22 protein-coding genes are annotated in these 23,793 nt (G+C 73.6%); 11 read left to right on the forward strand and 11 right to left on the reverse strand.

The window, feature by feature from the left end; all coding sequences use genetic code 11:
* Positions 1-582: a peptide deformylase gene (locus tag IMZ35_RS12050; RefSeq protein ID WP_199441124.1), complete on the reverse strand. Its 582-nt coding sequence runs from the start codon at positions 580-582 to the stop codon at positions 1-3.
* Positions 583-696: 114 nt separating this feature from the next.
* Here IMZ35_RS12050 and IMZ35_RS12055 point away from each other — a divergent pair, with 114 nt between their 5' ends.
* Both IMZ35_RS12055 and IMZ35_RS12060 read left to right on the forward strand, forming a co-directional pair.
* On the forward strand, positions 697-993 hold the full coding sequence (locus tag IMZ35_RS12055) for a DUF3263 domain-containing protein (RefSeq protein ID WP_199441514.1): 297 nt from the start codon (positions 697-699) through the stop codon (positions 991-993).
* The gene (locus IMZ35_RS12060) at positions 990-1,661 is read left to right on the forward strand and encodes a LytR C-terminal domain-containing protein (protein WP_199441125.1); all 672 of its coding nucleotides are present in this window, start codon (positions 990-992) and stop codon (positions 1,659-1,661) included. Before IMZ35_RS12055 ends, IMZ35_RS12060 begins: the two co-directional genes overlap by 4 nt.
* Positions 1,662-1,673: 12 nt before the next feature.
* On the opposite strand, the gene IMZ35_RS12065 is transcribed toward IMZ35_RS12060, so the two are convergent.
* The 4 genes from IMZ35_RS12065 to moeA form a co-directional block, all read right to left on the reverse strand.
* Positions 1,674-3,872: an AAA family ATPase gene (locus IMZ35_RS12065; protein ID WP_199441126.1), complete on the reverse strand. Its 2,199-nt coding sequence runs from the start codon at positions 3,870-3,872 to the stop codon at positions 1,674-1,676.
* Positions 3,873-4,040: 168 nt separating this feature from the next.
* Entirely contained in the window at positions 4,041-5,012 is a 972-nt protein-coding gene (gene pssA, locus IMZ35_RS12070; RefSeq protein ID WP_199441127.1) for a CDP-diacylglycerol--serine O-phosphatidyltransferase, read from the reverse strand.
* 3 nt (positions 5,013-5,015) lie between these two features.
* Entirely contained in the window at positions 5,016-5,720 is a 705-nt protein-coding gene (locus tag IMZ35_RS12075) for a phosphatidylserine decarboxylase (RefSeq protein ID WP_199441128.1), read from the reverse strand.
* A 233-nt stretch (positions 5,721-5,953) separates the two neighbouring features.
* The gene (moeA, locus tag IMZ35_RS12080; protein WP_199441129.1) at positions 5,954-7,180 is read right to left on the reverse strand and encodes a molybdopterin molybdotransferase MoeA; all 1,227 of its coding nucleotides are present in this window, start codon (positions 7,178-7,180) and stop codon (positions 5,954-5,956) included.
* 93 nt (positions 7,181-7,273) lie between these two features.
* Between moeA and IMZ35_RS12085 the strand changes: the two genes are divergently transcribed.
* From IMZ35_RS12085 to groL, 3 genes are all read left to right on the forward strand, one after another.
* Complete coding sequence (locus IMZ35_RS12085) at positions 7,274-7,915, forward strand: AIM24 family protein (RefSeq protein ID WP_307867969.1); 642 nt, start codon at positions 7,274-7,276, stop codon at positions 7,913-7,915.
* Between the two features lie 114 nt (positions 7,916-8,029).
* On the forward strand, positions 8,030-9,487 hold the full coding sequence (locus IMZ35_RS12090; RefSeq protein WP_199441130.1) for a serine/threonine-protein kinase: 1,458 nt from the start codon (positions 8,030-8,032) through the stop codon (positions 9,485-9,487).
* Positions 9,488-9,749: 262 nt separating this feature from the next.
* Positions 9,750-11,369, forward strand: coding sequence for a chaperonin GroEL (gene groL, locus IMZ35_RS12095; RefSeq protein ID WP_199441131.1), 1,620 nt, complete (start codon positions 9,750-9,752; stop codon positions 11,367-11,369).
* A 68-nt stretch (positions 11,370-11,437) separates the two neighbouring features.
* Here groL and IMZ35_RS12100 read toward each other — a convergent pair whose 3' ends face one another.
* The 4 genes from IMZ35_RS12100 to IMZ35_RS12115 all read right to left on the reverse strand — a co-directional run bounded on the left by IMZ35_RS12100 (position 11,438) and on the right by IMZ35_RS12115 (position 15,818).
* Positions 11,438-14,197 (reverse strand): CHAT domain-containing protein, encoded by a 2,760-nt coding sequence (locus tag IMZ35_RS12100; RefSeq protein ID WP_307867970.1) that lies wholly within the window; start codon positions 14,195-14,197, stop codon positions 11,438-11,440.
* 111 nt (positions 14,198-14,308) lie between these two features.
* Positions 14,309-14,794 carry a carboxypeptidase regulatory-like domain-containing protein gene (locus IMZ35_RS12105; protein WP_199441132.1) on the reverse strand — a complete coding sequence of 162 codons (486 nt, stop codon included), beginning with the start codon at positions 14,792-14,794 and terminating at the stop codon, positions 14,309-14,311.
* A complete protein-coding gene (locus IMZ35_RS12110) occupies positions 14,791-15,396 on the reverse strand; it encodes an RNA polymerase sigma factor (protein ID WP_199441133.1) in 606 nt (201 codons plus the stop codon). The genes IMZ35_RS12105 and IMZ35_RS12110 overlap by 4 nt, the downstream gene beginning before the upstream one ends.
* A 260-nt stretch (positions 15,397-15,656) precedes the next feature.
* Positions 15,657-15,818, reverse strand: a complete 162-nt coding sequence (locus IMZ35_RS12115; RefSeq protein ID WP_199441134.1) for a hypothetical protein — start codon at positions 15,816-15,818, stop codon at positions 15,657-15,659.
* Between the two features lie 134 nt (positions 15,819-15,952).
* On the opposite strand from IMZ35_RS12115, the gene IMZ35_RS12120 reads away from it, so the two are divergent.
* The 5 genes from IMZ35_RS12120 (at position 15,953) to IMZ35_RS12140 (ending at position 21,186) form a co-directional block, all read left to right on the forward strand.
* Positions 15,953-16,636, forward strand: a complete 684-nt coding sequence (locus tag IMZ35_RS12120; protein WP_199441517.1) for a copper homeostasis protein CutC — start codon at positions 15,953-15,955, stop codon at positions 16,634-16,636.
* Positions 16,637-16,752: 116 nt separating this feature from the next.
* Positions 16,753-18,042 carry an extracellular solute-binding protein gene (locus IMZ35_RS12125; RefSeq protein ID WP_199441135.1) on the forward strand — a complete coding sequence of 430 codons (1,290 nt, stop codon included), beginning with the start codon at positions 16,753-16,755 and terminating at the stop codon, positions 18,040-18,042.
* Complete coding sequence (locus IMZ35_RS12130) at positions 18,039-18,947, forward strand: carbohydrate ABC transporter permease (protein ID WP_199441136.1); 909 nt, start codon at positions 18,039-18,041, stop codon at positions 18,945-18,947. Before IMZ35_RS12125 ends, IMZ35_RS12130 begins: the two co-directional genes overlap by 4 nt.
* Complete coding sequence (locus tag IMZ35_RS12135) at positions 18,944-19,801, forward strand: carbohydrate ABC transporter permease (RefSeq protein WP_199441137.1); 858 nt, start codon at positions 18,944-18,946, stop codon at positions 19,799-19,801. The genes IMZ35_RS12130 and IMZ35_RS12135 overlap by 4 nt, the downstream gene beginning before the upstream one ends.
* Positions 19,801-21,186 (forward strand): beta-N-acetylhexosaminidase, encoded by a 1,386-nt coding sequence (locus IMZ35_RS12140; RefSeq protein WP_199441138.1) that lies wholly within the window; start codon positions 19,801-19,803, stop codon positions 21,184-21,186. The genes IMZ35_RS12135 and IMZ35_RS12140 overlap by 1 nt, the downstream gene beginning before the upstream one ends.
* A gap of 6 nt (positions 21,187-21,192) precedes the next feature.
* Here IMZ35_RS12140 and IMZ35_RS12145 read toward each other — a convergent pair whose 3' ends face one another.
* Positions 21,193-21,417 (reverse strand): PspC domain-containing protein, encoded by a 225-nt coding sequence (locus tag IMZ35_RS12145; RefSeq protein ID WP_199441139.1) that lies wholly within the window; start codon positions 21,415-21,417, stop codon positions 21,193-21,195.
* Between the two features lie 262 nt (positions 21,418-21,679).
* Here IMZ35_RS12145 and IMZ35_RS12150 point away from each other — a divergent pair, with 262 nt between their 5' ends.
* Positions 21,680-22,792 carry an XdhC family protein gene (locus tag IMZ35_RS12150; RefSeq protein WP_199441140.1) on the forward strand — a complete coding sequence of 371 codons (1,113 nt, stop codon included), beginning with the start codon at positions 21,680-21,682 and terminating at the stop codon, positions 22,790-22,792.
* 27 nt (positions 22,793-22,819) lie between these two features.
* Here IMZ35_RS12150 and IMZ35_RS12155 read toward each other — a convergent pair whose 3' ends face one another.
* Positions 22,820-23,770 (reverse strand): o-succinylbenzoate synthase, encoded by a 951-nt coding sequence (locus IMZ35_RS12155; protein WP_307867972.1) that lies wholly within the window; start codon positions 23,768-23,770, stop codon positions 22,820-22,822.
* Positions 23,771-23,793 lie beyond the last annotated feature (23 nt).

Genomic DNA, 23,793 nt, shown 5'->3' on the forward strand with positions numbered 1-23,793 from the left:
TCAGTCCTCGTCGTCGGCGAAGGGGTCTTCCGACGTCGCCGGGTCCCAGGACAGGCCGGGGACGCCCCAGCCGTTGGACCTGATCATGCGCTTGGCCTCGCGGCGGTGGCGGCCGATCAGGCGGTCCAGGTAGAGGTGGCCGTCGAGGTGGTCCGTCTCGTGCTGGAAGCAGCGGGCGAGGAAACCGGTGCCCTCGGCCTCGACGGGGTCGCCCTCGGCGTCGACGCCGGTGACCCTCGCCCAGGACGCGCGGCCCGTCGGGTACGTCTCGCCGGGCACGGACAGGCAGCCCTCGTGGTCGTCCTCGGGGTCCGGCATGGACTCGGGGATCTCGGAGGTCTCCAGCACCGGGTTCACGACGACACCGCGGTGGCGCACGCCCTCCTCGTCGGGGCAGTCGTAGACGAACAGCCGCAGGTCGATCCCGATCTGGTTCGCCGCGAGGCCCACGCCGTGCGCGGCGGCCATCGTCTCGAACATGTCGGCCACGAGGGTGCGCAGCTCCTCGTCGAACACCTCGACCGGCCTGGTCGGGTTGTGCAGGACGGGATCGCCGGCGATCCGGATGGGGTGAACTGCCATGTGGTGAACTTTATCCGCGCTCCTCTGCTGACGCGCCGGGTGATGAGACGACCGCGATGACGATCACGTGGTGTAATGAGCGCCGAGAAGAACACGGGCGTGGCGAGGAGCCGGATGGACGCCGCAGAGGCACTGGCACCGGCTGGGGAGCCGGACGGCGGTTTGAACAGCCGGGAGCAAGCGATCCTGGCCTTCGAACGCCAGTGGTGGAAGTACGCGGGAGCCAAGGAACAGGCCATCAGGGAGCTGTTCGACATGTCGGCGACCCGCTACTACCAGTTGCTCAACGGAGTCGTCGACAAGCAGGAGGCCCTGGCGGCCGATCCGATGCTCGTCAAGCGCCTGCGCCGTGTCCGCACCGTCCGTCAGCGGTCCCGCGCGGACCGCAGGCTGGGAATCGAGCCCCGATGAGCTCTCCTGACAGCGCGGGTTCCGCCCGCCCGGCGAAGACGGCGGGCATCGCCCTGATCGCCGTCGCCGTCGTCGCCCTCGTGATCGGCGTCCTCAGCCTCGTCGACGGCGGTGACTCCGGCGACCCGCTCGCCGGAGGCCCGCCGGCCGACCCGCCGAGCACGAGCGCGCCGGGTGGCGACCAGGGCGGGGGCGGCTCCGACGAGCCCGCGCCGTCCACGACGCAGGCGCCGGAGTCCTCGACGGCCGCCAGCACCACGAGCGAGCAGTCGCCGACGACGCAGCCGCCGACCGAGCAGCCACCGGCCACCACCAGCCAGCCCGCGGCCGGGCAGCCGACCGCCGCGGAGACCGACGGCAACGCCGCCGAGCGGCCCCCGGTGCGCGTCTACAACAACAGCACGGTCGCCGGGCTCGCGAGCCGCGCGTCGGAGGACGTCCGGACCAACGGCTGGACCGTCGCCGAGACGGGCAACTACTCGCAGGGCCAGATCCCCACGACGACCGTCTACTACCGGCCGGGCACACCGGAGGAGGCGTCGGCGAAGACCCTCGCCGCGATCATCCGGGCCAGGGTGGAGCCGCGCTTCGACGGCATCCAGGCGGCCCACGAGGGCATCATCGTGATCGTCACCAACGACTACGGGACGAAGGCCGCCACCAAGTAGCCGGGGTCGCGCTCACGAGGAGCGCGACTCCGCGTAGGCCGCCAGCGACGCGAGCTGGGCCGGGTCCAGGGACGGCCGCACCGTCCGGCGGGCGGCCGTCAGGTGCGCCGCGGTGACCTCCGCGGCCTCCAGCGACTCGCGCATCGCGGTGAGCGCGGCCTCCCGGATCAGCGCGGCGCAGTCCGCCGCCGAGTAGCCGTCCAGGTCGGCCGCCACCGCGTCCAGGTCGACGTCGCCGGCCAGCGGCGTGTTGCGCGACGTGGCCCGCAGGATCGCCGCGCGGGCCGGTGCGTCCGGCGGCGGCACGTAGACCAGGCGCTCCAGCCTGCCCGGCCGCAGCAGCGCCGGGTCGATCAGCTCCGGCCGGTTCGTCGCGCCCACCACGACCACGTCGCGCAGCGGCTCCACGCCGTCCAGCTCCGTGAGCAGCGCCGCCACGACGCGGTCGCCCACGCCGGAGTCCGACGACTGCCCGCGTCGCGGGGCGAGCGCGTCGATCTCGTCCAGGAAGATCATCGCGGGAGCCGCCTCGGCGGCGCGGCGGAACAGCTCGCGCACCGCCCGCTCCGACTCGCCGACGAACTTGTCCATCAGCTCCGCGCCCTTGACCGACAGCACGTTCAGCTTGCCGCTGCCCGCCAGCGCCCTGACGAGGAACGTCTTGCCACCGCCGGGCGGCCCGTAGAGCAGCACGCCGCGCGGCGGGGCCACCCCGAGCCGGGCGAAGGAGTCGGGGTACTGCAACGGCCACAGCGCGGCCTCGGTCAGCGCCTGCTTCACCTCGGTCATGTCGCCGACGTCGTCGAGCGTCAGCCCGCCCGTCTGCAACGTGTCCGAAGTGGACATCGAGATCGGCCGGACGGTCTCCAGCGCGGCCAGCAGGTCCTCCTGGCCGACGTGCGGCGCGTCCGCGTCGCGCTGGCGCAGCGCCGAGCGCACGGCGGCCTCGCGGCGCAGCGCGACGAGGTCGGCCGCGACGAAACCCGGTGTGCGGTCGGCGATGGCGCCCAGGTCCACACCGGACTCCACCGGCACGTCCCGCAGCAGCACCCGCAGCAGCCCGCAGCGCGTCTCGCCGTCGGGCAGCGGCAGCACCAGCTCCCGGTCCACCAGCTCCGGCACCCGCAGGCGCGGGTCGAGCGACTCGGGGTGCGCGCTCGTGACGACCAGCGCGAAGCCCGGCGTGCGCACGGCGGCGCTCAGCGCGTCCAGCACCACGGTCGCCACCGGGGGCGGGGTCGTGGCGGGCAGCAGCGCGTCCACGTCGGTCAGCAGCAGCACGGCGGGTTGCCGCGCCGTGGCCTCGCCGATGGCGTCCGCGATCCGCCGCGCGGTCGCACCGGCCTCCAGCACGGCGACGCTCGGCGCGGCCAGTTCCACGACGTGCGCGCCCGCGCCCTGCGCGACGGACCGCACCAGCGTCGTCTTGCCCACCCCCTCCGGGCCGCTGAGCAGGGCGGCGAGCCGGGGTTGCGCGCCGAGCAGGGTCAGCAGGTCGGGACGCTGGAACGTCAGCTCCAGCCACTCCGACAACCGCTTCGCCTGCTCGCGCTGCCCCACCAGGTCGGCGAGGGGGACCGGCGGCCGGGCCGGTTCCGCCGCCGCGGCGGTCCGCGGAGCGGGGGCGGCCGGTGCCGGAGCCGGCGCGACGTCACCGGTGCGAGCACCGTCGCGCCAGCCCACGAGGCTCGACGGCTGCACCGCGACGGGGCCGGTGGGATCGGTGGCGGTGATGGTGAGCAGTTCGCTGGTCCACGTCGTGCCGATGGCGTTCGACAGCTTCCGCCGGGTCGTGGGCACGTCCGCGCCGGGCGGCGGGGCGAGGTCCTGCGGCAGCAGCGACACGGCGTCGCCCACGGTGAGCACCTTGCCGGTGAGCGCGAGCCGCAGCGTCTCCGGGGTGAGCGAGGTGGTCGCCAGGCGCGAGCCGGACACGGTGACCGTGCGGGCCGCCGCGACCTCGACGGGTGTGACGACGACCTCGGAGCCCTCGGTGACGCCCAGGTTGGACAGCGTCACGTCGTCGAGCAGCACCACGCCGGGCGGCCCGTCACCCGCCGCGGCGAGCGCGGCGCTGACCCGTGCGCCGGTGAGCTTCACGGCGTCCCACGCGCGCAGGCCGAGCGCGTCCAGCACCTCCGGGTGCATCCGGACGACACCCCTGCGGGTGTCCAGTGCGGACGGGGACAGCCTTGCCGTCAACGCGATCACGCCCAGAGCCTAGGCGACCAGCGCCCGCCGCGAGTGGAGCGTGCGGCGACCGAACGCTCCACTCGCGGTGCCTGAACGCTCCACTCGCGGTGCCTGAACGCTCCACTCGCGGTGCCTGAACGCTCCACTCGGGGTGCCCGAACGCTCAACTCGCGGGGCTGGGGCGGGTTACTCGGGCTGGTCGGGCGGGGTGGTCTGGTTCTTCTGGGTCCGGCGGATGCCCGCGCCGCGCCAGTCGCGGCGCGGGGGCGGCGGGGGCGTCGAGCGGACCGCGTGGCGGCGGGGCAGGCGCACCGCGCGGAGCGCGGCACCGGCCACCCGGCCGCGGAGCGGCCGGCGCAGACCGAGCCTGCGGGCGGCGACGCCGTGCGCCCTGCGGATGGCGCGGCGGTCGGCGGGAGCGACCTCCCACGCCTCGGGGTGCTTCGCCAGCCAGCGGTAGCGGCGCACCGAGTAGGGCAGGTGGGCCAGGTAGATCACCATCGCGGCGATCAGCGCCACCAGCGGGTAGATGAAGATGATCGCGCCGAGCACGGCCACGGCCACCAGCAGCGGCGCGGCGTAGCTCGGCGGCACCCGCACGGTCTTGACCGACAGCGTCGGGATGCGGCTGATCGCGAGGACGCCGACGGCGACGGTCCAGATCATCACCACCGGCGTCGACGACCACCAGCCGGAGCGGTGCATCTGCTCGTCGACGATGAGCGGCAGCAGCAGGAGCAGGCCACCGGCCGGAGCGGGCACGCCGACGAAGAACTCCTTGGCGTACGGCGGCTGCTCGACCTCCAGCAGCGTGTTGAACCGCGCGAGGCGCAGCACCATGCACACCGCGAAGACCAGCGAGATGGCCCAGCCGAGGCGGTCGTCGAACCGCCACACGTAGATCACCAGCGCCGGCGCGACGCCGAAGGAGATGGCGTCGGCCAGCGAGTCCAGCTCGGCGCCCATCTTGCTGCTCGCGTCGAGCATCCGCGCGATGCGCCCGTCGAGCCCGTCGAGCACGGCCGCGACGGCGATGGCGCCGATCGCCAGGCCGTAGAACCCCGCCAGCGCGAACTGGATGGCGGACAGGCCGGAGCACATCGCGAGCACGGTGATGGCGTTGGGCAGCAGCCTGATGCCCGGCGTGCTGGGCGCCAAGGATCAGTCCTCCGGAAGCTCGGCGAGCACGGTCTCGCCGCCGACGGTGCGCTGACCGGCCTCGACCAGGGGACGGCTGCCGCGCGGCACGTACAGGTCGACGCGCGAGCCGAAGCGGATCAGCCCGTAGGTCTGACCGGCGCCGACCTTCTCGCCCTCGACGACGTCGCACACGATGCGGCGCGCGATGAGGCCGGCGATCTGCACGACCACGACGTCGCGGCCGGACGGCGTGCGCACCAGCACGGTGTTGCGCTCGTTCTCCTCGCTGGCCTTGTCCAGGTCGGCGGAGAGGAACTTGCCGGGGTGGTAGGAGACCTGCCGCACCTCGCCGTCGACGGGGACGCGCTGGACGTGCACGTCGAACACCGACAGGAAGACGCTGATGCGGACCATCGGCTCGTCGCCCAGGCCCAGCTCGGCGGGTGCGGGCACCTCGACGACGTGGGACACGGTGCCGTCGGCGGGGGCCACGGCGACGTTCGGGCGGGTGGGCGTCACGCGCTTCGGCTCGCGGAAGAACCACGCGACCCAGGCCGTGACGAGCCCGCCGACCACACCGAGCTTGGGGGACAGGCGGCGCAGCAGGAGGGTCGCGGCGGCCGCACCGGCGACGAACGGGCGTCCGGCCGGGTGCATCGGCGGCACCACGCTCCGGGCCAGTTCGAGGAAGTGGGAAGCGGCACCGCTGGGCTTGTCGCTGGTCATCTCGTCTGGAATCCGTTGTTCTTCCGGTGGGGTGGGTGGCGGAAGAGCACACGCTACGCGACCGCGGCCGAGGTGGCCGTCCGGTCGACGCGTGCATCCCCCGACGAATGCACGCGCCGACCGGGCTTCCAGCACTGCTGATGCGGTGCCCGCAGGGCACCCTCGCCCTGAAGTGTAATGCGGATCACACACCGTGATCAACGCACTGCGGTGAGCCCTCCGTCACACCCGTTTCACGGACTGTGCAGGTACCGGACGAGCACCTCGTCACCCTCGGCCAGCTCCACGACGTCCGCCGGCACCTCGATCAGGCAGTTCGCGACGGCCAGCGCCGACAGCAGGTGCGAGCCGGGGCCGCCCACCGGCGTGACCACCCGGCCGGACTCCGGGTCGTGGGCGCCGCGCCGGTACTGCACGCGGCCGGGGGGCGAGGTGATGGCGGTGCTGATCGCGGCGCGGGCGGTGGTCCGCTCGACCCGCTCGTGCCCCATCGACGCGAGCAGAGCCGGACGCACGAACACCTCGAACGACACCTGCGCGCTGACCGGGTTGCCGGGCAGCGTCACCACGGCCGTGTCCCGGTACCGCCCGGCGCCCTGCGGGCCGCCCGGCTGCATCGCGACCTTGCCGAACTCCACGCCGCGCCCGGTGAACGCGTCCTTGACGACCTCGTAGGCCCCCGCGCTCACGCCGCCGGAGGTGATCACCAGGTCGACCTCCTCCAGACGCGGGTCCAGCGCGGCCAGGAACTGCTCCACGTCGTCGGGCACGAACCGCAGCAGCTCGGCCTCGCCGCCGGCCTCGCGCACCGCCGTCGCCAGCATCACGCCGTTGGACTCGTAGATCTGCCCCGGCAGCAGCGGCTGGCCGGGCCCCACCAGTTCGGAGCCGGTGGACAGGACCAGCACCCGCGGCCTGCGCCGCACCGGCAGCGCGCCGAAGCCCAGCGCGGCGGCCAGCGCGAGCTGGGCCGGGCCGAGCTGCCGACCGGCGCGCAGCACGGTGTCACCGGTGGTCACGTCGTCGGCCGCCGTGCGGATGTTCGCGCCGGGCGCGGCGGGGGCGAACAGCCGCACCCGCTCGGTGCCCGCGTCGGTCAGCTCCACCTGGACCACCGCGTCGGCCCCGGCGGGAACGGGTGCGCCGGTCATGATGCGGTGGGCCGTGCCGGGCAGCAGCGGCGGCAGGTCCGTGCGCCCGGCGGGGACGTCCTCGGCCACCGGCAGCTCCACCGGGGAGTCCGGTGCGGCCCCGGCCACGTCGGCGGCGCGCACGGCGTAGCCGTCCATCGCGGAGTTGTCGAACGGCGGCAGGGACACCGGAGCGACGAGGTCGCGCGCCAGCACCAGGCCGAGGCAGTCGGAGACGGGCAGCTCCAGGACCGGCATGAGGCCGACGAGAGCGGCGACGCGCGTCCTGTGCTCCGCGACCGCGGTGAGTGGTTTCGACACGTCCCGCATCTTCCCCCGCTCGTGCGAGACTGCTCCGACCGGCCGCCGGACGATCACCGCGATGCTCGTCGCCGCCTGGTCCCGCCCGCGTCCCTGGAGGAGATGTTGCAGGTCCGCACCCGGCACACGCCGACCTTCGGCGTGGCGCGCCTGACCCTGGCCCCGTCGGAGTCCGCGCTGATCGACCCGGACTCGGTGGTGGCCACCAGCTACGGCCTGGGCGTCGAGCGGAAGGGGCGCGGGGGAGCCGGGACCTGCACGGCGGGCGTGGAGGGCGGCTGGGTGGACCTCGCGCCGCCGCTGCCCGGCGACCTGCACGTGCTGGAGCTCGACGGCTCCACCGGCTGGTGCGTGGCCGCGGACGGCTGGCTCGGCTCGGCCGGAACCGTGTCGGTGGAGTCCACCGCGCCTCCGCTGCGCGCCCTCTTCGGCGGTGATCACGGCGGGTTCCTGCGCTTCGTGCACGGCCGCGGCGCGGTGGTGCTCGCCTGCTACGGGATGCTGGACGTCGTCACGCTGGAGGCCGGTGAGCTGGTCACGGTCGACAGCGGCCACGTCGCCGGGTTCGCCGACACCCTCCAGTGCAGGCTGCGGGCGCTGGTCCCGGACGCGCCGCAGTCCGTGCGCACCGGTCGCGGGCTCGTGCTCGACTTCGCCGGACCCGGCCTGGTGCTGACCAGGACGCGCAGCCCGCGCCGGGCGGCGTCCTGGCTGCGGGACAGCGGTTCCGGCCGCCGTTCGTGACCGGTGCGTCCGCGCGGTCCGCGGGCTCGCCGGGACGGTCGGCGCCCGCCCGCGCCGGGCCCGGTTCGCGGAACCGCACGCGGACCGCGATCTGCGGAGGTTAGGCTGCCCGGCGTGTCGGAGGACCTCAGCGGGCGACGTCTAGGCCACTACCGCATCGACGGCGTGCTCGGCCGCGGTGGTATGAGCGTCACGTACCGGGCGACGGACGTGAGACTCGGGCGGAAGGTCGCCCTGAAGGTCATCGGGGAGCACCTGACGGCCGACGCGGAGTTCCGCGAGCGGTTCGTCGACGAGGCGCGCAACACCTCGGCGATCGACCACGCGAACATCGTGCCGCTGTACGACTTCGACGAGGTCGACGGCCTCCTCTACATCGCCATGCGGCTCGTCGACGGCTCCGACCTCGCGAGCCTGATCAAGGACGGCCCGCTCGCGCCCGGCCGCACCCTGACGCTGCTCGGCCAGGTCGCCGAGGCGCTGGACATGCTGCACGGCAAGGGCCTCGTGCACCTCGACGTGAAACCGGCGAACGTGCTGGTGACCACGAAGGAGGCGTCGCGCGAGCACGTCTACCTCGCCGACTTCGGCCTGACCAGGCGCGGCGCCACCGGCCACCGCACCCGCACCGGGGACTTCCTCGGCTCGCCCACCTACGCGGCGCCGGAGCACCTGCGCGGTGAGCCGGTCGACGGCCGCACCGACGCCTACGCGCTGGCCTGCATGCTCTTCGCCTGCCTGAGCGGCAGGCCGCCGTTCCAGGGCAACGTGCAGGACGTCATCCAGGGCCACCTCGGCTCCGAGATCCCGCCGCTGACGTCCCTGGTGGCGCTGCCCAGCGCGATCGACGACGTGCTGCGCAAGGGCACCTCGAAGGACCCCCACCAGCGCTACGCCACGTGCACCGAGTTCGTGAACGCCGCGCGCACGGCGCTGGCCGCCGTCGCGCGTCCCGGCACCCCGGCGCCGCTGCGCCCGCAGGGCGAGCAGGGGCAGCAGGGCTCCGCGCAGCCGGGCCAGACGAGCCAGTCGCAGCCGGTGCAGCACCCGCAGTCCGGGCAGCAGCCGGTCCAGCAGCAGTCGGGCCAGCAGCCGGGCCAGTCGCAGTCCGGGCAGCCCCAGTCCGGGCAAATCCAGTCCGTGCAGCCCCAGTCCGGGCAACTCCAGTCCGGCCAGCCCCAGTCCGGCCAGCAGCCGGTCCAGCACCCCCACCTCGGTCCCGGCACGGGCGCGGTGCCCGTGTTCGGGCCGCCGCAGGGCTACCAGCAGCCCCAGCCGCAGCCCCCGTACGGCCAGTCCGCGCTGGGCGAGCCGGTCCGGCTGCGCGCGCCGGCGCAGATCAGCTCCAGCGCGTTCAGCGGCCGCCCGTCGCGTCCTGCGTGGTTCGCGCCGGTCGCCGCGGGCGCGGTGGCGCTGGCGATCATCGTCGTGCTGGTGATCGTCTTCTCGCCGAAGGACGAGCCGCCGCGTCCGCCGACCGGCGGGCAGACCTCCACGGGCGAGTCGATCCCGGTCGGCGAGAGCGGCAGCAGGAAGCCGCTGCCGACGAGCGTGCCCGTGCGGAGCAACTGAGGCCGGAGGGTGAGAACCGCCTCCTTCTGGGCGACGCGCTGAGCTGCGGTTCTTGCACTCGTCGCGGTCGAGTGCTAAACACGAACTGGCACTCGCACCACTTGAGTGCCAGCACGTGAGGCTGGGACGGTGAGGCAGGCTCCGAGAGATCGGGGCAGGTCGTCCGTCGCGGGCACCGAGCCTGGCCTGAGCACCGTGTTCCGCTGTGGGCAGCACGTCCGCAGTGGCCCCATTCGTAGATCAGGCGGAGGAACACACCGCAATGGCCAAGATGATCGCGTTCGACGAGGAAGCCCGCCGCGGTCTTGAGCGCGGCATGAACATCCTCGCGGATGCAGTCAAGGTGACCCTCGGCCCCAAGGGCCGCAACGTCGTCCTCGAGAAGAAGTGGGGTGCGCCGACGATCACCAACGACGGCGTCTCCATCGCGAAGGAGATCGAGCTCGAGGACCCGTGGGAGAAGATCGGGGCCGAGCTCGTCAAGGAGGTCGCGAAGAAGACCGACGACGTCGCGGGTGACGGCACCACCACCGCGACCGTGCTCGCTCAGGCGCTCGTCCGCGAGGGTCTGCGCAACGTGGCCGCCGGCGCGAACCCGCTGGGCCTGAAGCGCGGCATCGAGCAGGCCGTCGAGGCCATCGCCGAGCAGCTGCTGAAGACCGCCAAGGAGATCGAGACGAAGGAGCAGATCGCTGCCACCGCGTCCATCTCCGCCGCCGACCCGACGATCGGCGAGCTCATCGCCGAGGCGATGGACAAGGTCGGCAAGGAAGGCGTCATCACCGTCGAGGAGAGCAACGCGCTCGGGCTTGAGCTGGAGCTCACCGAGGGCATGCGCTTCGACAAGGGGTACGTCTCCGCGTACTTCGTGACCGACCCGGAGCGTCAGGAAGCGGTCCTGGAGGACCCCTACGTCCTGCTCTACGGCTCGAAGATCTCCACGGTCAAGGACCTGCTCCCGCTCCTGGAGAAGGTCATGCAGGGCGGCAAGCCGCTGCTGATCATCTCCGAGGACGTCGAGGGCGAGGCCCTGGCCACGCTGGTCGTCAACAAGATCCGCGGCACCTTCAAGTCCGTCGCCGTCAAGGCGCCCGGCTTCGGCGACCGCCGCAAGGCGATCCTCCAGGACATCGCGACCCTCACCGGTGGCCAGGTCATCACCGAGGACGTGGGCCTGAAGCTGGAGAACGCCGACCTGTCGCTGCTGGGCCGCGCCCGCAAGGTCGTCGTGACCAAGGACGAGACGACCATCGTCGAGGGTTCGGGTGACGCCGAGCAGATCCAGGGCCGCGTCAACCAGATCCGCGCCGAGATCGAGAAGTCGGACTCCGACTACGACCGCGAGAAGCTCCAGGAGCGCCTGGCCAAGCTGGCCGGTGGCGTCGCGGTGATCAAGGCCGGTGCCGCGACCGAGGTCGAGCTCAAGGAGCGCAAGCACCGCATCGAGGACGCGGTGCGCAACGCCAAGGCCGCCGTCGAGGAGGGCATCGTCGCCGGTGGTGGCGTGGCCCTGCTCCAGGCCGCCGAGGCCGCTTTCGCGGGCCTGCACCTGGAGGGTGACGAGGCGACCGGTGCGAACATCGTTCGCGTCGCCGTCGAGGCTCCGCTGAAGCAGATCGCCGTCAACGCCGGCCTCGAGGGTGGCGTCGTGGTGGAGAAGGTCAAGGGCCTGAAGGCCGGCGAGGGTCTGGACGCCGCCACCGGCGAGTACAAGGACCTCGTCGCCGCGGGCATCATCGACCCCGCCAAGGTGACGCGCTCCGCGCTGCAGAACGCCGCCTCCATCGCGGCTCTGTTCCTCACCACCGAGGCCGTCGTGGCCGACAAGCCGGAGAAGAACGCGGCCCCGGCCGCGCCCGACGCCGGCGGCATGGACTTCTGATCCACGCCTGAACGACCGAAAGAGGCCCCGCGACTCGTCGCGGGGCCTCTTCGTGTCCTACCGGGTGCTCAGGACGTGCCCAGGCAGACGAACGGCCGGCGCAGCGGGTCCAGGGCAGTGGCCTCGGCCAGGGCGTGCGCCACGGGCTTGCCCTCGGACACCAGCCGGTGGAACTCGTCCACCGTCTCCGCGGCGGCCCGGTCGCCGACGCGGTTCACCGCGGCCACCACGGTGTGCGAGCCGCTGGCGAGCAGCGCGCCCGCGAACCCCAGCGCCTCGTCGCCCGGCCGGATGTGGCTGAGCGCCAGCTCGCACGCCGCGAGCACGACCCGTTCCGGCACCCGCCCCAGCCGGGACAGCTCGTGCGCGAACAGCGGGCCGTCGGCCAGTTCCAGCCGGGAGAACAGCGCGTTGTCCGGCTCGTGCACGCCGTGCGCCGCGACGTGGGCCAGGCGCGAGCCGTCCAGCTCCGCCACGACGTTCTGCACGGTCGCGAGGTCGCCGTCGAGCAGCGCGGCGTCCGGGAAGGCCGCGCGCAGCCTGCGCACCTCGCCGACGCCCTCCGGCAGGTCGGGGCCGCCCACCAGCACCACGCCCTCGCGGCGGCCGCTGTCGGCCGCGCCCCGCGCCGCGGTGAGCCACGCGGTCGCCGACGGCGCGACGACGACCGGGCGCCCGCGCAGCGACGGCAGCGCGCCCCACGGCACCGCGTAGAGCGAACCGGTCGGGACGACGACCAGCTCCCGCGTGCCGACCAGCTCGGCCAGGGGACCGATCAGGACGGCGTCCAGCGCCTCGGCGCGGCGTGCCGCCGAGGCGGTCACGGCGTCGACCAGCGGCTGCGGCAGGTGGTCGGGGGCGAGCACGTCGAGGTCGGCGTGCAGCTGGCGGGAGATCTCCGCCGCGGGCTCGGCCGCCCCGAGTCGCACGAGGCTGGCGCCGTCCGAGGTCAGGACGACGGCGGACAGCTCCTCGTCGTGGGTGGTGAAGCTGACCAGCGCGCGCTCGCCGAGCACCGGCACGACGTCGTCCGCGGTGCACACCGGGCGGGGGCGCCCCCACCGGCTGGTGTACCACCCGAGCCGGGTGACCTCGCGCTGGAGCTCCTCGTCGCGGGCCTCCAGCTCGGTCACCGGCCGTCCCTCCAGGCGTGCCTGCTGGAGCGCCCGGCTGACCGAGCGCGCCTCGGCCACCCGGTCGGCGAGCACCGGGTCGTCGATGGCCGGCAGCGGTTCGTAGCGGTACACCTGCGCCCTGGTGCGCTCCAGCCAGGCGAACGCCTCGCGGGCGTCGCTGCCCTCCAGGGCGAGGCCCACGGCCAGCTCTCCCAGCTCGCGGCCGTGCACGGCCGTGCCGCTCAGCAGGTCCAGCCCGCCCATGCGGTCGCGGACCCGGCCCAGCTCGGTCAGCCCGGCACCGGCCTCGGCGAGCGCGCCCGCGCGGTCCCCGGCGCTCACGGACAGCTCGGCGCGGCACAACCGCAGCAGCATCCGGTGGTCGACGGGCGTGGTGCGGCCGGGGCGGGAGACCTGGGCGACGAGCGCCCGTGCGGTGGGGAGGGACCCGCGCCGGATCGCGAGCCGCGCGCCGAGCATCTTCGCCATCGACGCCTCGTCGGTGAGGCCCACGTCGCCGAGCCGCCTCGCGAGCTTCGCCGCCCTGGCGGGCGTGGCCGACCGCCCGTGCTCGTCGCGCAGCACGGCGACGGCCTCGGCGCGCATCTTCGTCAGCGCGGCGACCTCGGCCCACGACCTGCTGCCGCGCCGGGCGAACCGGCGCTGCGCACTGCCCGCGAGGAGCCTGGCCCCGTCCAGGTCGTCCTGGAGCAGCGCGGCAGCGGCGCGGGCCAGTTCGGCCTCGGCGAGGTCCTGACCGGCCCGGTTGCGGCGGAGCTGGGGCAGGGCCAGGTCGAGCTGCTCGGCCGCCTCGTCGGCGAGGCCCGCCGCGAGCAGCGCCGTGCCCTGGTCGATCTGGGTGCGCGGCACGAGGTCGGGCGCGAGCTCGCGGAACATCAGCTCCGCCTCGGCGTAGTACCTCAGCGCGCCGGGGACGTCGCCGGTGAGCTTCGCGACGTCACCGAGGTTGCCCAGCGCCTTGGCCTTCACCAGCGGGAGGCCGCGCTCGTCGGCCGTGCGGGCGACCAGGCGCATGTCGGCCTCCGCCTCGACCGGGCGGCCGGAGGCGATGTGCGTGAGCCCGCGGTTCATCACGACGCCGGGCAGCAGGATCGGGCTCACGGGGACGTCCCCGGCGTTCTGGAGCAGCTCGATCGCCTCGTCGTGCAGGGCGATGGACTCGGCGCTGCGGCCCGCGCGGTGCAGGATGAGCGCGTGCTGGGCCTTGACGAGCACCTGGAGCTCGAACCGGACGCTCCCGTCGGGCCAGCTCGCCAGCAGGTCGCTCGCGGTGCCCAGGTGCACCAGGCCGGTCGCGGTGGACCCGACCTCGGCCTCGGCGTAGGCGAGGGTGATCAGCACCCTCGTGCGCACCTCGGTGGCCTCCAGGCCGCCCGTTCCGAGCGGCAGGACGCGCAGTGCCCTGCGCAGCAGCCGCACGGCGTCGGCGGGTCTGCCGGCCTCGGCCCTGGCGTGCGCCTGCGCGCGCAGGGCGAGCGCGTCGCGCACCGCGTCGGCCGCGGTGACGTCGCCGGGCGCACCACCGTTCGCTTCGGCATCGTTCGCTTCAGCGTCGTTCGCTTCGGCGCCGTCCAGCGCCCCGCCCTCCGGAGCGCCGCCGTTCGAGCGGGCGTCCGGGGGAGCGGCGGCGGCGCCTGTCGCCGGTCGGCGGGACAGGGTCGGCGCGGCAGCTGGGGGACGTGTTCGAGGCACGTGCCCAATGGCAACACACCTGGCGCGTCCGGTGGGGCCCCTGGCCGAGTTGTGTGGTGATCCGAACGGGTTGCGTTCGGTGCGGGGTCGGAGACGCACGCTCCGTGACCCCTAGAGGACGATCGTGGGTGTCACCACCGTGCGTCCCCGTTCGCCGCGCGCGTTGACCAGGTGGACGACGATCTGCGTCGTCCCGGTCGGCACGTCGGCCAGCACGAACCGCCCGCCGTCGTCCGCGGTCGTGGTCGCCGACGCGTGCTCGGACACCCGGACCTCCACGGTGTGCTCCCCGGCCGGCACGAGCCACCCGTCGATGCGGTTGCGCTCGCCGGTGGCCGTGAAGTTCACCATCAGCGTCAGGTTGTCCACCGTGAAGGTGATGGTGCCGGGTTGTCCGCCGCGCACACCCGTCAGCGAGCCGGCGCGCACCCAGCGCGCCACCTCGACGTCGATGTCCTCCAGGTCGATGGCGAACTGCACGCGCTGCACCAGATCGGTGGGGGGCGGGTCCAGTTCGTCGACGAGGTGCGCCAGCGCGGTGAGGACGGCGGTGTCCTCGTTCCCTCTGCGGTCATCGCGCGGGTCGATGTCGTTCACCGCGATCCTCCTTCCTGTTCGAGAAAACCGCGCAGCACGGTCAAGCACCTGCCTCTGGTCGGGCCGATGCTGCCGCGCGGCATGGCGAGAGCCTCGGCGACCGCCCGGTACTCCGAGCGGCCGGCGAGGACGGTGAGTCTCAGCAGTTCCTGGCAGCGGGCGTTCAACCGGCCGAACGCCCGCCAGAGCCGGTGGTCGCGGTCGTCGTTCAGCGCGGCGTCCTCCGGCAGGCCCGTCTCGCTCTTCAGCTGGTCCGCCACCTCGGGGGCCAGCGGGAGTTCGGTCTTCTGCGACGGCCAGGTCCGCTGGGCCTCCCGTCGCGCGGTGACCACGAGCCACCCCACCAGCGCTCGCGGTTCCTTCAGGCGGTCCACGTTCTTGAGCAGTGCGAGCCACACCGTCTGCACCACGTCCTCCGCGGTGCTGCGGTCCAGCCCGTTCCCCCTGGCCACGTGCCACACCAGCGGTGTGAGCTCGGCGACCAGCACGTCCATCGCCTGCCGGTTCCCGGCACGTGCGGCGACGATGCAGGCCGCGTGGCGTTCGGTACCGTCGAGTCCCTCCCACGGCGGGTGTTCGCCCGTCGTGCGCACTTCTCTCACGCCGAACCTCCGATCGGACGTCCTCGATGACGACGCCGTTCGATCGGACAGGAGGAACCTGTCCGGTACCAGATACGTGCGACCGCCGCGCGCGTGCAAGCTTCACACGAACGGAGCAGCGGTGGTTCGGCGGTGCTGTCCGCGGAAGCGGTTCGCGGCGCCCTCCCTCGCCGCGAACCGCCCCGTGCGGGGTGATCCCCCTCGATCGACACCCCTCGAAGTCGACCGACGGGTCACCTCCCCCTCCCCCGAGGGGTCTCTCAGTTGACGGAGCCGGGCTCGCCGAACGGCTGGTGGTGCCCGTTCGGGGTGACCGGCGGAACGGTCGTCGCGGGCGGCGTCGGCACGTCGGTGCCGGGCTCCACGGTCTTCACGGGCTTCGTGGTGCTGACCGGGATCGTGGTGGCGGGATCGGTGCTCATCCGGGTTCCTCCCTCGGTTGCGGCGGGGCTTCCACCAGATCAGGAGTCGACGGGGCACACCCAGATACGTCCACTTCGCCCAACCCGGTCCGCGGAGCTGTCCACGGGCGTGGATGCGGGTGTGGATCGTCGTTATGGTCCAGACCGTGTTCGAGGTGATCGCGCTGGACGCGACCGATGCGACCGCGGCCCAGGCCGGTGGGGCCGACCGGCTGGAACTGGTGGCCGACATGGCTTCCGACGGGCTCACGCCGCCCGTCTCGACGATCCGCGAGGTGCTGTCGGCGACCGACCTGCCGGTGCGGGTGATGCTGCGCGACGCCACCGGGTTCGCCCCCGGCGACCTCTCCGCGCTGCGCCGCGCCGCCGCCGACGCGCGCGGGGCGGGGGCGCAGGAGTTCGTCCTCGGCTTCCTGGACGCCGCGGGCCGGGTGGACGAGGCCGCCTGCGCCGCGGTGCTGGCGGAGATCGAGGGCTGCGCCTGGACGTTCCACCGGGCGCTGGACAACTCCGCGGACCCGCTGGCCTCCTGGCCCGTCGTGGTGGGGCTGGGCTGCGACACGGTGCTCGCCGCCGGGAGCCCGCGCGGTGTGGCCGACGGGCTGCCGGTGCTGCGCGACCTGGCCGCGCGGCAGGAGCGCGACGGGGTGGCGGTGCTCGTCGGCGGCGGCCTGAGGCTCGATCAGGTGACCGGCCTCACAGCGGCGGGGATCACCGGGTTCCACGTCGGCGGAGCGGTGCGTCCCCGTGGCTGGGAGGGGCCCGTCGACGCCGCCGCGGTCCGCACCTGGGCCGATGAGGTGGTCAACGTCCTGTAGCGGTCTGGTCCAGACCCTTGCTCATCGCCGTTCGCCCTCTTAGCATCGCCGCATTCGTTGCTCTCCACGAAACACGCGTTGCATGATGTGCAACGCACGGTGAGGGGATTCGGTCTATGCGGTTCGTGCGGTTCGCGGTGGTGGCGGCGGTGGGTGCCGCCGTGGTGGCCGGGTGCGCGCCGGTCCAGTCGGGGCCGGCCTCGTCCGGCTCCGACGAGAAGACCGGCCAGCTCCGGGTGTGGTTGTTCGACGAGGTCAACCGCGGTCCCAAGGAGGCCGTGGTGAAGGAGGCGGTCGAGGAGTTCCAGGCCGCGCACTCCGGCGTCACCGTCGACGTGCAGTACGTCCAGGTGCAGACCAGGGCCGAGCGCTTCAAGGCCGCGTTCAGCGACCCGAAGAGCGCGCCGGACGTGGCCGAGTTCGGCAACACCGACCTCGCGGGCTACGTCGCCGCGGGCGGCTTCGCCGACATCAGCGGCGAGGTGTCCGGCTGGGACGAGGGCGCCGACCTGCTGCCCGCCGTCCTGGACACCGCGAAGGTGGACGGCAAGGTCTACGGCCTGCCCTGGTACGTCGGCGTCCGCGCCCTCTACTACCGGACGGACGTGTTCGCCGAGCTGGGCCTGACCCCGCCGACGACGCTCGCCGAGATCGCCCCCCTCGCCCGGCGCGTCCGCGCCGCCAAGCCCGACCTGCTCGGCATCTCCGTGGGCGGCAAGTACACCTACGGCGCCATGCCGTTCGTGTGGGCCAAGGGCGGCGAGATCGCGGAGGAGGAGGGCGGGAAGCACACCGCCGCCATCGACTCCGAGCAGGCCCGCCAGGGCGTCGCCGCGTACACCGAGCTGCTGCGCGACGACATCTGTCCGCCCGCCCAGTGCGCGGGCAACGGCGGTGACGCCAGCGTGGAGGCGTTCCGCGCCGGCAAGGCCGCGATGACCATCGGCGGCGACTTCAACCGCAAGTCCGTCGACGAGAGCGCCGCGGCGGGCAAGTACGCCGTCGTGCCGCTGCCCGGCGAGACCGCCGGGTCCATCGCGCCCGCGTTCTCCGGCGGCAACCTGCTCGGCGTCATGAGCGGCACCGAGCGCAAGACGCTCGCCGTGGAGTTCCTGAAGCTGCTGGGCGGCAAGCAGTACCAGCAGAAGATGTTCACCGCGATGGGCAACCTGCCCACGTTCGCCGACGTGCAGGCCGAGGTCGCGAAGAACGACCCGTTCGAGGAGCCCTTCATCAAGACCCTCTCCGCGGGCGCCCGGTTCGTGCCGGTCACCGCCGACTGGGCCGAGATCGACGCGCAGGCCGTGCTGCCGACCATGTTCCAGCAGGTCGCGACGGGCGCGCAGGACGTGAACACGGCGACCACGGCGGCGGCCGAGCAGATGAACGCCGCGTTCGGCTCGTGAGCCAGCAGGTCGTCCGGACGAGGTTCCGGCGCGGGGACGGGCGGGTCGCCTACGCCTACCTCGCGCCGGCGCTCCTCGTGCTCGCCGGACTGCTCGGGTACCCGATCTACCAGCTGGTCCTGATCTCCCTGTTCGACTACGGGCAGGAGCAGGTCAGCGGTGGGGCGGCGCTGGAGTTCCTGGGGCTGGGCAACTACCGGGCCCTGCTGTCGGACTCCCAGTTCTGGACCGTGCTCGCGCAGACCGTCGGCTTCGCCGCGGTCTGCGTGCTCGGCACGCTGCTCGTCGGCACCGCGCTCGCCGTGCTGAGCACGCGCGTCCGCACGTGGGCCAGGACGCTGCTGTTCCTGGCCGCGCTCGGCGCGTGGGCCACCCCGGCGGTCGCCGGGTCGACGATCTGGCTGTTCCTGTTCGACGCGAACTTCGGGTTCGTCAACGAGGTGCTCGGCACGACCGGCTTCTCCTGGACCTACGACCGCTGGATCGCCTTCGGCCTGGTGGCCGCGCAGGTGATCTGGTGCTCGTTCCCGTTCGTGATGGTCACCCTCTACGCGGGCATCAAGGCGATTCCGGTGGAGGTGGTCGAGGCCGCCGCGCTGGACGGCGCGTCGACGTGGCGGACCGCGCGCAGCGTGATCCTGCCGCTGCTGCGGCCCCTGCTGCTGATCGTGACCATCCAGTCGATCATCTGGGACTTCAAGGTCTTCACCCAGATCTACGTGATGACCAACGGCGGTGGCATCGCCGGGCGCAACCTCGTGCTCAACGTCTACGCCTACCAGCAGGCGTTCGCGGCCTCGCAGTACGGGATGGGCGCGGCGATCGGCGTCGTGATGACCGCCCTGCTGCTGCTCATCACCTTCGGATACCTGCGGGCCCTGCGCCGGACGGGAGAGGAACTGTGACGTCCCCGCTGGGCAAGCGGCCGGGGCGGACCGTCGCGGAGGGCGTGACCGTGCTGGTCGCCGCCGTCGTGGCGTTCCCGCTCTACTGGATGGTGCTGACCGCGCTGAAGCCGTCGGCGGAGGTGATCTCCGCCGAGCCTCGGCCGTGGACGTTCGCGCCCACGCTCGACAGCTTCACCCGCGCGCTCACCGTGCAGAGCTTCGGCCGCTACTTCCTCAACAGCGTCGTGATCGCGCTGATCGTGGTGGCGCTGAGCCTGCTGATCTCGTTCCTCGCCGCGACGGCGCTGACGAGGTTCCGGTTCCGCAGCCGCACCACCCTGCTGATCATGCTGCTCGTGGTGCAGATGGTGCCGGTGGAGGCGCTGACGGTCCCGCTGTTCTTCCTCATGCGCTCGGTCGGCGACACCGTTCCGGCCTTCGGGCTCAACCACCTCGGCTCGCTCGTGCTCGTGCACCTCGCCTTCGGCCTGCCGTTCGCGATCTGGATGCTGCGCGGGTTCGTCGCGGCCGTGCCGGTGGAGCTGGAGGAGGCCGCGACGCTCGACGGCGCGAGCCGCTTCCGCTTCCTCTGGCAGGTGCTGTTCCCGCTCGTCGCGCCCGGCCTGGTGGCGACCAGCGTGCTGTCGTTCATCCACGCCTGGAACGACTTCCTGTTCGCCAAGACGTTCATCATCTCGGCGGCGGAGAACCAGACGCTGCCGCTGGCGCTCCAGGTGTTCGTCAAGCCGGACCAGAACGACTGGGGAGCGATCATGGCGGGATCGACGCTCATGACGATCCCGGTGCTGGTCTTCTTCCTGTTCGTGCAACGACGCCTGGTGTCGGGGCTCGCCGGGGCGGTGAAGGGCTGATGACGACGCTGCTGCCGCGACCGGTGTCGTTCGCGCGCGGCGAGGGCGAGTTCCGGGGCGACCCGCGACCCGAGGTGCGCCTCGTGGCCGGGGAGCCGGAGGGCTACCGGCTGGAGATCACGCCCGAGCGCGTGCTGGTCGAGGCGTCGGACGAGGCGGGCGCGTTCTGGGCGGAGCAGACGATCCGGCAGCTGCGCGGACCGGACGCCTTCCGCGCCGCGCCGCTGCGTCCCGGCCCGGCGGTGCTGCCCGCTTGCACGGTCGTGGACCGGCCGCGGTTCGCCTGGCGGGGCTGCATGATCGACGTGGCGCGGCACTTCCTGCCCAAGCACGACCTGCTGCGCTACGTCGACCTGCTGGCCGCGCACAAGCTCAACGTGCTGCACCTGCACCTCACCGACGACCAGGGCTGGCGCTTCGAGGTGAAGCGCTACCCGGCGCTGACGGAGGTCGGGTCGTGGCGGCCGGAGTCGCGGCTGGGCGACCGGCGCGGCGGGCTGGTGAACGCCCGCCCGCACGGCGGCTTCTACACGCAGGACGACCTGCGCGAGGTCGTCGCGTACGCCGCGCAGCGGCACGTCACCGTCGTGCCGGAGATCGACGTGCCCGGTCACAGCCAGGCCGCCGTCGCCGCCTACCCCGCGCTCGGTCTGCACGGCGGCGGCGTGTGGACCGACTGGGGCGTCAACCCGCGCGTGCTCGACGTCGGCCCGGAGACGCTGGAGTTCTACCGGAACGTGTTCGACGAGCTCGTGGACGTGTTCCCGAGCACCGTGATCGGCCTCGGCGGCGACGAGGTCCCCGACCAGGGGCCCGAGCACGGCGCGTTCGTGCGAGCGCTCGCCGCGCACCTCACCGGGCGCGGCCGCCGCCCGTACGGCTGGGACGAGATCGCCGAGTCCGGCCCGCTGCCGCACGACGTGATCATCGCGTCGTGGCGGGGGGAGGAGCAGGGCGTCGCGGCCGTCCGGGAGGGCCACGACGTCGTCATGTGCCCGGAGCAGCACGTGTACCTGGACTACCGGCAGTCGGACCTGCCGTCCGAGCCGATCCCGGTCGGCACCGTGCTGGGCGTGGAGGACGTCTACCGGTACTCCCCGGTGCCGCCGGAGATCACCGGCGACGAGCCGGGGCGGGTGCTCGGCGCGCAGGCGAACCTGTGGACCGAGCACGTCGACTCGCCCCGGCGGCTCGACTACGCGGCGTTCCCCCGGCTCTCGGCGTTCGCCGAGGTCGTCTGGGGCACGGCGGGCGACCCGGCGTTCCTCGACCGGCTCACCACCCACCACCTGCCGCGCCTGGACGCGCTGGGCGTGGAGTACCGGCCGCTGGCCGGACCGCGCCCGTGGCAGAGCCTGCCGGGCGTTCCGGGATTTCCCCGGTAGGCGGGGTCACGGGGTCTCGTCGGGCACCAGTGCCCAGGCCACCAGGTAGAGGACCGCTCCGGCGCCGAATCCCAGGAGGGTGGCGGCCACCAGCAGGAGGCGCAGCAGGGCCGCGTCCACGCCGAGCGCCTGCGCGGCACCGCCGCAGACACCGGCGACCATCCGGTCCTGCCGGCTGCGCCGCAGCTGCCTGAACTTCGTCGTCGCTTCGTTCAGCACGTCGTTCGTCATGTCCCCACCCTGGTCGCGGGCGGCGGCGCGCACATCGGGGACCGACCCCGGTCCTACCCGGATCACGACCCCGGCACCCGCCCCGGTCGCTCGCACCGCCCCCGCCCGTCGCAGCGGCGCCGTGCCGGGCTCCGGCACGGGCACAATCGGAGCGTGGACGGGTTGATCACGAGTCTGACCGGGTTCGCGCACGCCCTGCGCGTGTCCGGCCACGAGCGCGCTCACCTGCGGGAGCCGGAACGACTGCTGAACGAGGTGCGCGATGCGTGACGTGCTGGAAGAACTGGCCCTGCGGTGGACCGCCGGCGAGTCGGTGGGGGTGGGCACGGTGGTGGCGACGTTCAGCTCGGCCCCGCGTCCGCCCGGCGCGGCGATGCTGGTGGACCAGGGCGGCGCGGTCGTCGGCAGCGTGTCCGGCGGCTGCGTCGAGGGCGCGGTGTACGAGCTGGCGCAACGGGTCGTGGCCGAGGACGCGCCGGTGCTCCAGCGCTACGGCGTGAGCGACGACGACGCGTTCGCCGTGGGCCTGACCTGCGGCGGCATCCTCGACGTGTACGTGGAGAAGGTCGACGCCACGACGTTCCCGCAGTTCGCGGAGGTGGTGGAGAGCGTGCGGGCGGAGCGGCCGGTCGCGGTCGTCACCGTGGTCGAGCACCCCGACGCCGACCGGCTGGGCCGTCGGCTGGTGCTGTGGCCCGACCGGGCGTCCGGGTCGCTGGGATCGGCCAGGCTGGACGACGCGGTCGTCGACGACGCGCGCGGGATGCTGGCCACCGGCCGCACCGGCGTCCTGCACTACGGGCCGGACGGGCAGCGCCGCGGCGACGGCGCGACGGTGTTCGTCAACTCGTTCGAGCCGCCGCCCCGGATGCTGGTCTTCGGCGCGATCGACTTCGCCTCCGCGATGGCGCGGCAGGGCGCGTTCCTCGGCTACCGGGTCACGGTGTGCGACGCGCGCCCGGTGTTCGCCACGGCCAGTCGCTTCCCCGACGCCGACGAGGTGGTCGTGGACTGGCCGCACCGCTACCTCGCCGCCGAGGCCGCGGCGGGCCGGGTCGACGAGCGGACGGTCGTCGCCGTGCTCACCCACGACCCGAAGTTCGACGTGCCGCTGCTGGAGGTGGCGCTGCGGCTGCCGCTGGCCTACGTCGGGGCGATGGGGTCGCGGCGCACCCACGACGACCGGCTGGCCCGGCTGCGGGAGGCGGGGGTGACCGAGGAGGAGATCGGTCTGCTGTCCTCGCCGATCGGCCTGGACCTGGGCGCTCGGACTCCGGAGGAGACGGCCGTGTCGATCGCCGCCGAGATCATCGCCCTGCGCTGGGGCGGGCGCGGCGAGCGGCTGACCGCGACCGACGGGGCGATCCACCGCTGATCGCCGGACACCGGGGGAACCCCGGGGTCAGCCGAGCGCGGCCACCCTGGCGAGCCGGTCGAGCCAGCGCGCGGTGGTCGCCGCGTCGGCGGCGACACCGGCGCGCAGATCGGGCACCGGGGCCACCGGCGGCACCGGCAGGTGGCCGTCGACGGGCCGCAGCGAGTCCGTCGCCACGTCACCGGTCAGCAGCGGCAGGGTGCCGAGGCCGCAGGCGAAGTCCAGCTCGGGCAGCGCCGCCGCCAGGGCGATCCCCGCGGCCAGGCCCACGGACGTCTCCACGGCGGAGGAGATCACGCACGGCAGTCCCGACGCCTCGGCGACCTGCAGCGCGCGGCGCACCCCGCCCAGCGGGGCCACCTTGATCACCGCCACGTCGGCCGCGCCGGCCACCGCCACGCGCAGCGGGTCATCGGCACGCCGGATCGACTCGTCCGCCGCGATCCGCACGTCCACCCGCCGCCGCACGGCGGCCAGCTCCTCGATCGTCCGGCAGGGCTGCTCCACGTACTCCAGCCCACCGGCCGCCCGCTCCAGCTCGCGGATCGCCGCCACCGCCTCGCCGACCTCCCACGCGGCGTTCGCGTCGACCCGGATCGCACCGGACGGCCCCAGCGCGTCGCGCACCGCGGCCACCCGCTCCAGGTCGTCGGAGAGGCGCGAACCGGGGTCGGCCACCTTCACCTTCGCCGTGGCGCAGCCGGACGCCGCGACGATCTCGTGCGCCCGCTCCGGGGACACGACCGGCACCGTGCAGTTGACCGGAATCCGGTCCCGGACCGGCGCGGGCCACCCCTCGGCGACCGCCTCGACGGCGCACGCCAGCCACGGCGCGCACTCGGCGTCGGAGTAGTCGAGGAACGGGCAGAACTCGCCCCACCCGGCCGGACCGGACAGCAGCACGCCCTCGCGCTCGGTGATGCCCCGGAACCTGGTGCGCATCGGGATCGAGTAGACGAAGGCGCTGTCGAGTTCCACCGGGGAATCCTCGCACCAGGGGC

The organism is Umezawaea beigongshangensis (assembly GCF_016464305.1).
GTDB lineage: Bacteria > Actinomycetota > Actinomycetes > Mycobacteriales > Pseudonocardiaceae > Umezawaea_A > Umezawaea_A beigongshangensis.

Excerpts from the sequence above, each read along its gene's own strand:
- IMZ35_RS12060 (WP_199441125.1), top strand. The coding sequence starts at position 990 with ATGAGCTCTCCTGACAGCGCGGGTTCCGCCCGCCCGGCGAAGACGGCG.
- IMZ35_RS12140 (WP_199441138.1), top strand. The coding sequence starts at position 19,801 with ATGACGACGCTGCTGCCGCGACCGGTGTCGTTCGCGCGCGGCGAGGGC.
- IMZ35_RS12115 (WP_199441134.1), bottom strand. The coding sequence starts at position 15,818 with ATGAGCACCGATCCCGCCACCACGATCCCGGTCAGCACCACGAAGCCC.
- moeA (WP_199441129.1), bottom strand. The coding sequence starts at position 7,180 with ATGCGGGACGTGTCGAAACCACTCACCGCGGTCGCGGAGCACAGGACG.
- IMZ35_RS12145 (WP_199441139.1), bottom strand. The coding sequence starts at position 21,417 with ATGACGAACGACGTGCTGAACGAAGCGACGACGAAGTTCAGGCAGCTG.
- IMZ35_RS12150 (WP_199441140.1), top strand. The coding sequence starts at position 21,680 with ATGCGTGACGTGCTGGAAGAACTGGCCCTGCGGTGGACCGCCGGCGAG.
- IMZ35_RS12085 (WP_307867969.1), top strand. The coding sequence starts at position 7,274 with ATGTTGCAGGTCCGCACCCGGCACACGCCGACCTTCGGCGTGGCGCGC.
- IMZ35_RS12075 (WP_199441128.1), bottom strand. The coding sequence starts at position 5,720 with ATGACCAGCGACAAGCCCAGCGGTGCCGCTTCCCACTTCCTCGAACTG.
- IMZ35_RS12055 (WP_199441514.1), top strand. The coding sequence starts at position 697 with ATGGACGCCGCAGAGGCACTGGCACCGGCTGGGGAGCCGGACGGCGGT.
- IMZ35_RS12125 (WP_199441135.1), top strand. The coding sequence starts at position 16,753 with ATGCGGTTCGTGCGGTTCGCGGTGGTGGCGGCGGTGGGTGCCGCCGTG.
- groL (WP_199441131.1), top strand. The coding sequence starts at position 9,750 with ATGGCCAAGATGATCGCGTTCGACGAGGAAGCCCGCCGCGGTCTTGAG.
- IMZ35_RS12120 (WP_199441517.1), top strand. The coding sequence starts at position 15,953 with ATGGTCCAGACCGTGTTCGAGGTGATCGCGCTGGACGCGACCGATGCG.
- IMZ35_RS12050 (WP_199441124.1), bottom strand. The coding sequence starts at position 582 with ATGGCAGTTCACCCCATCCGGATCGCCGGCGATCCCGTCCTGCACAAC.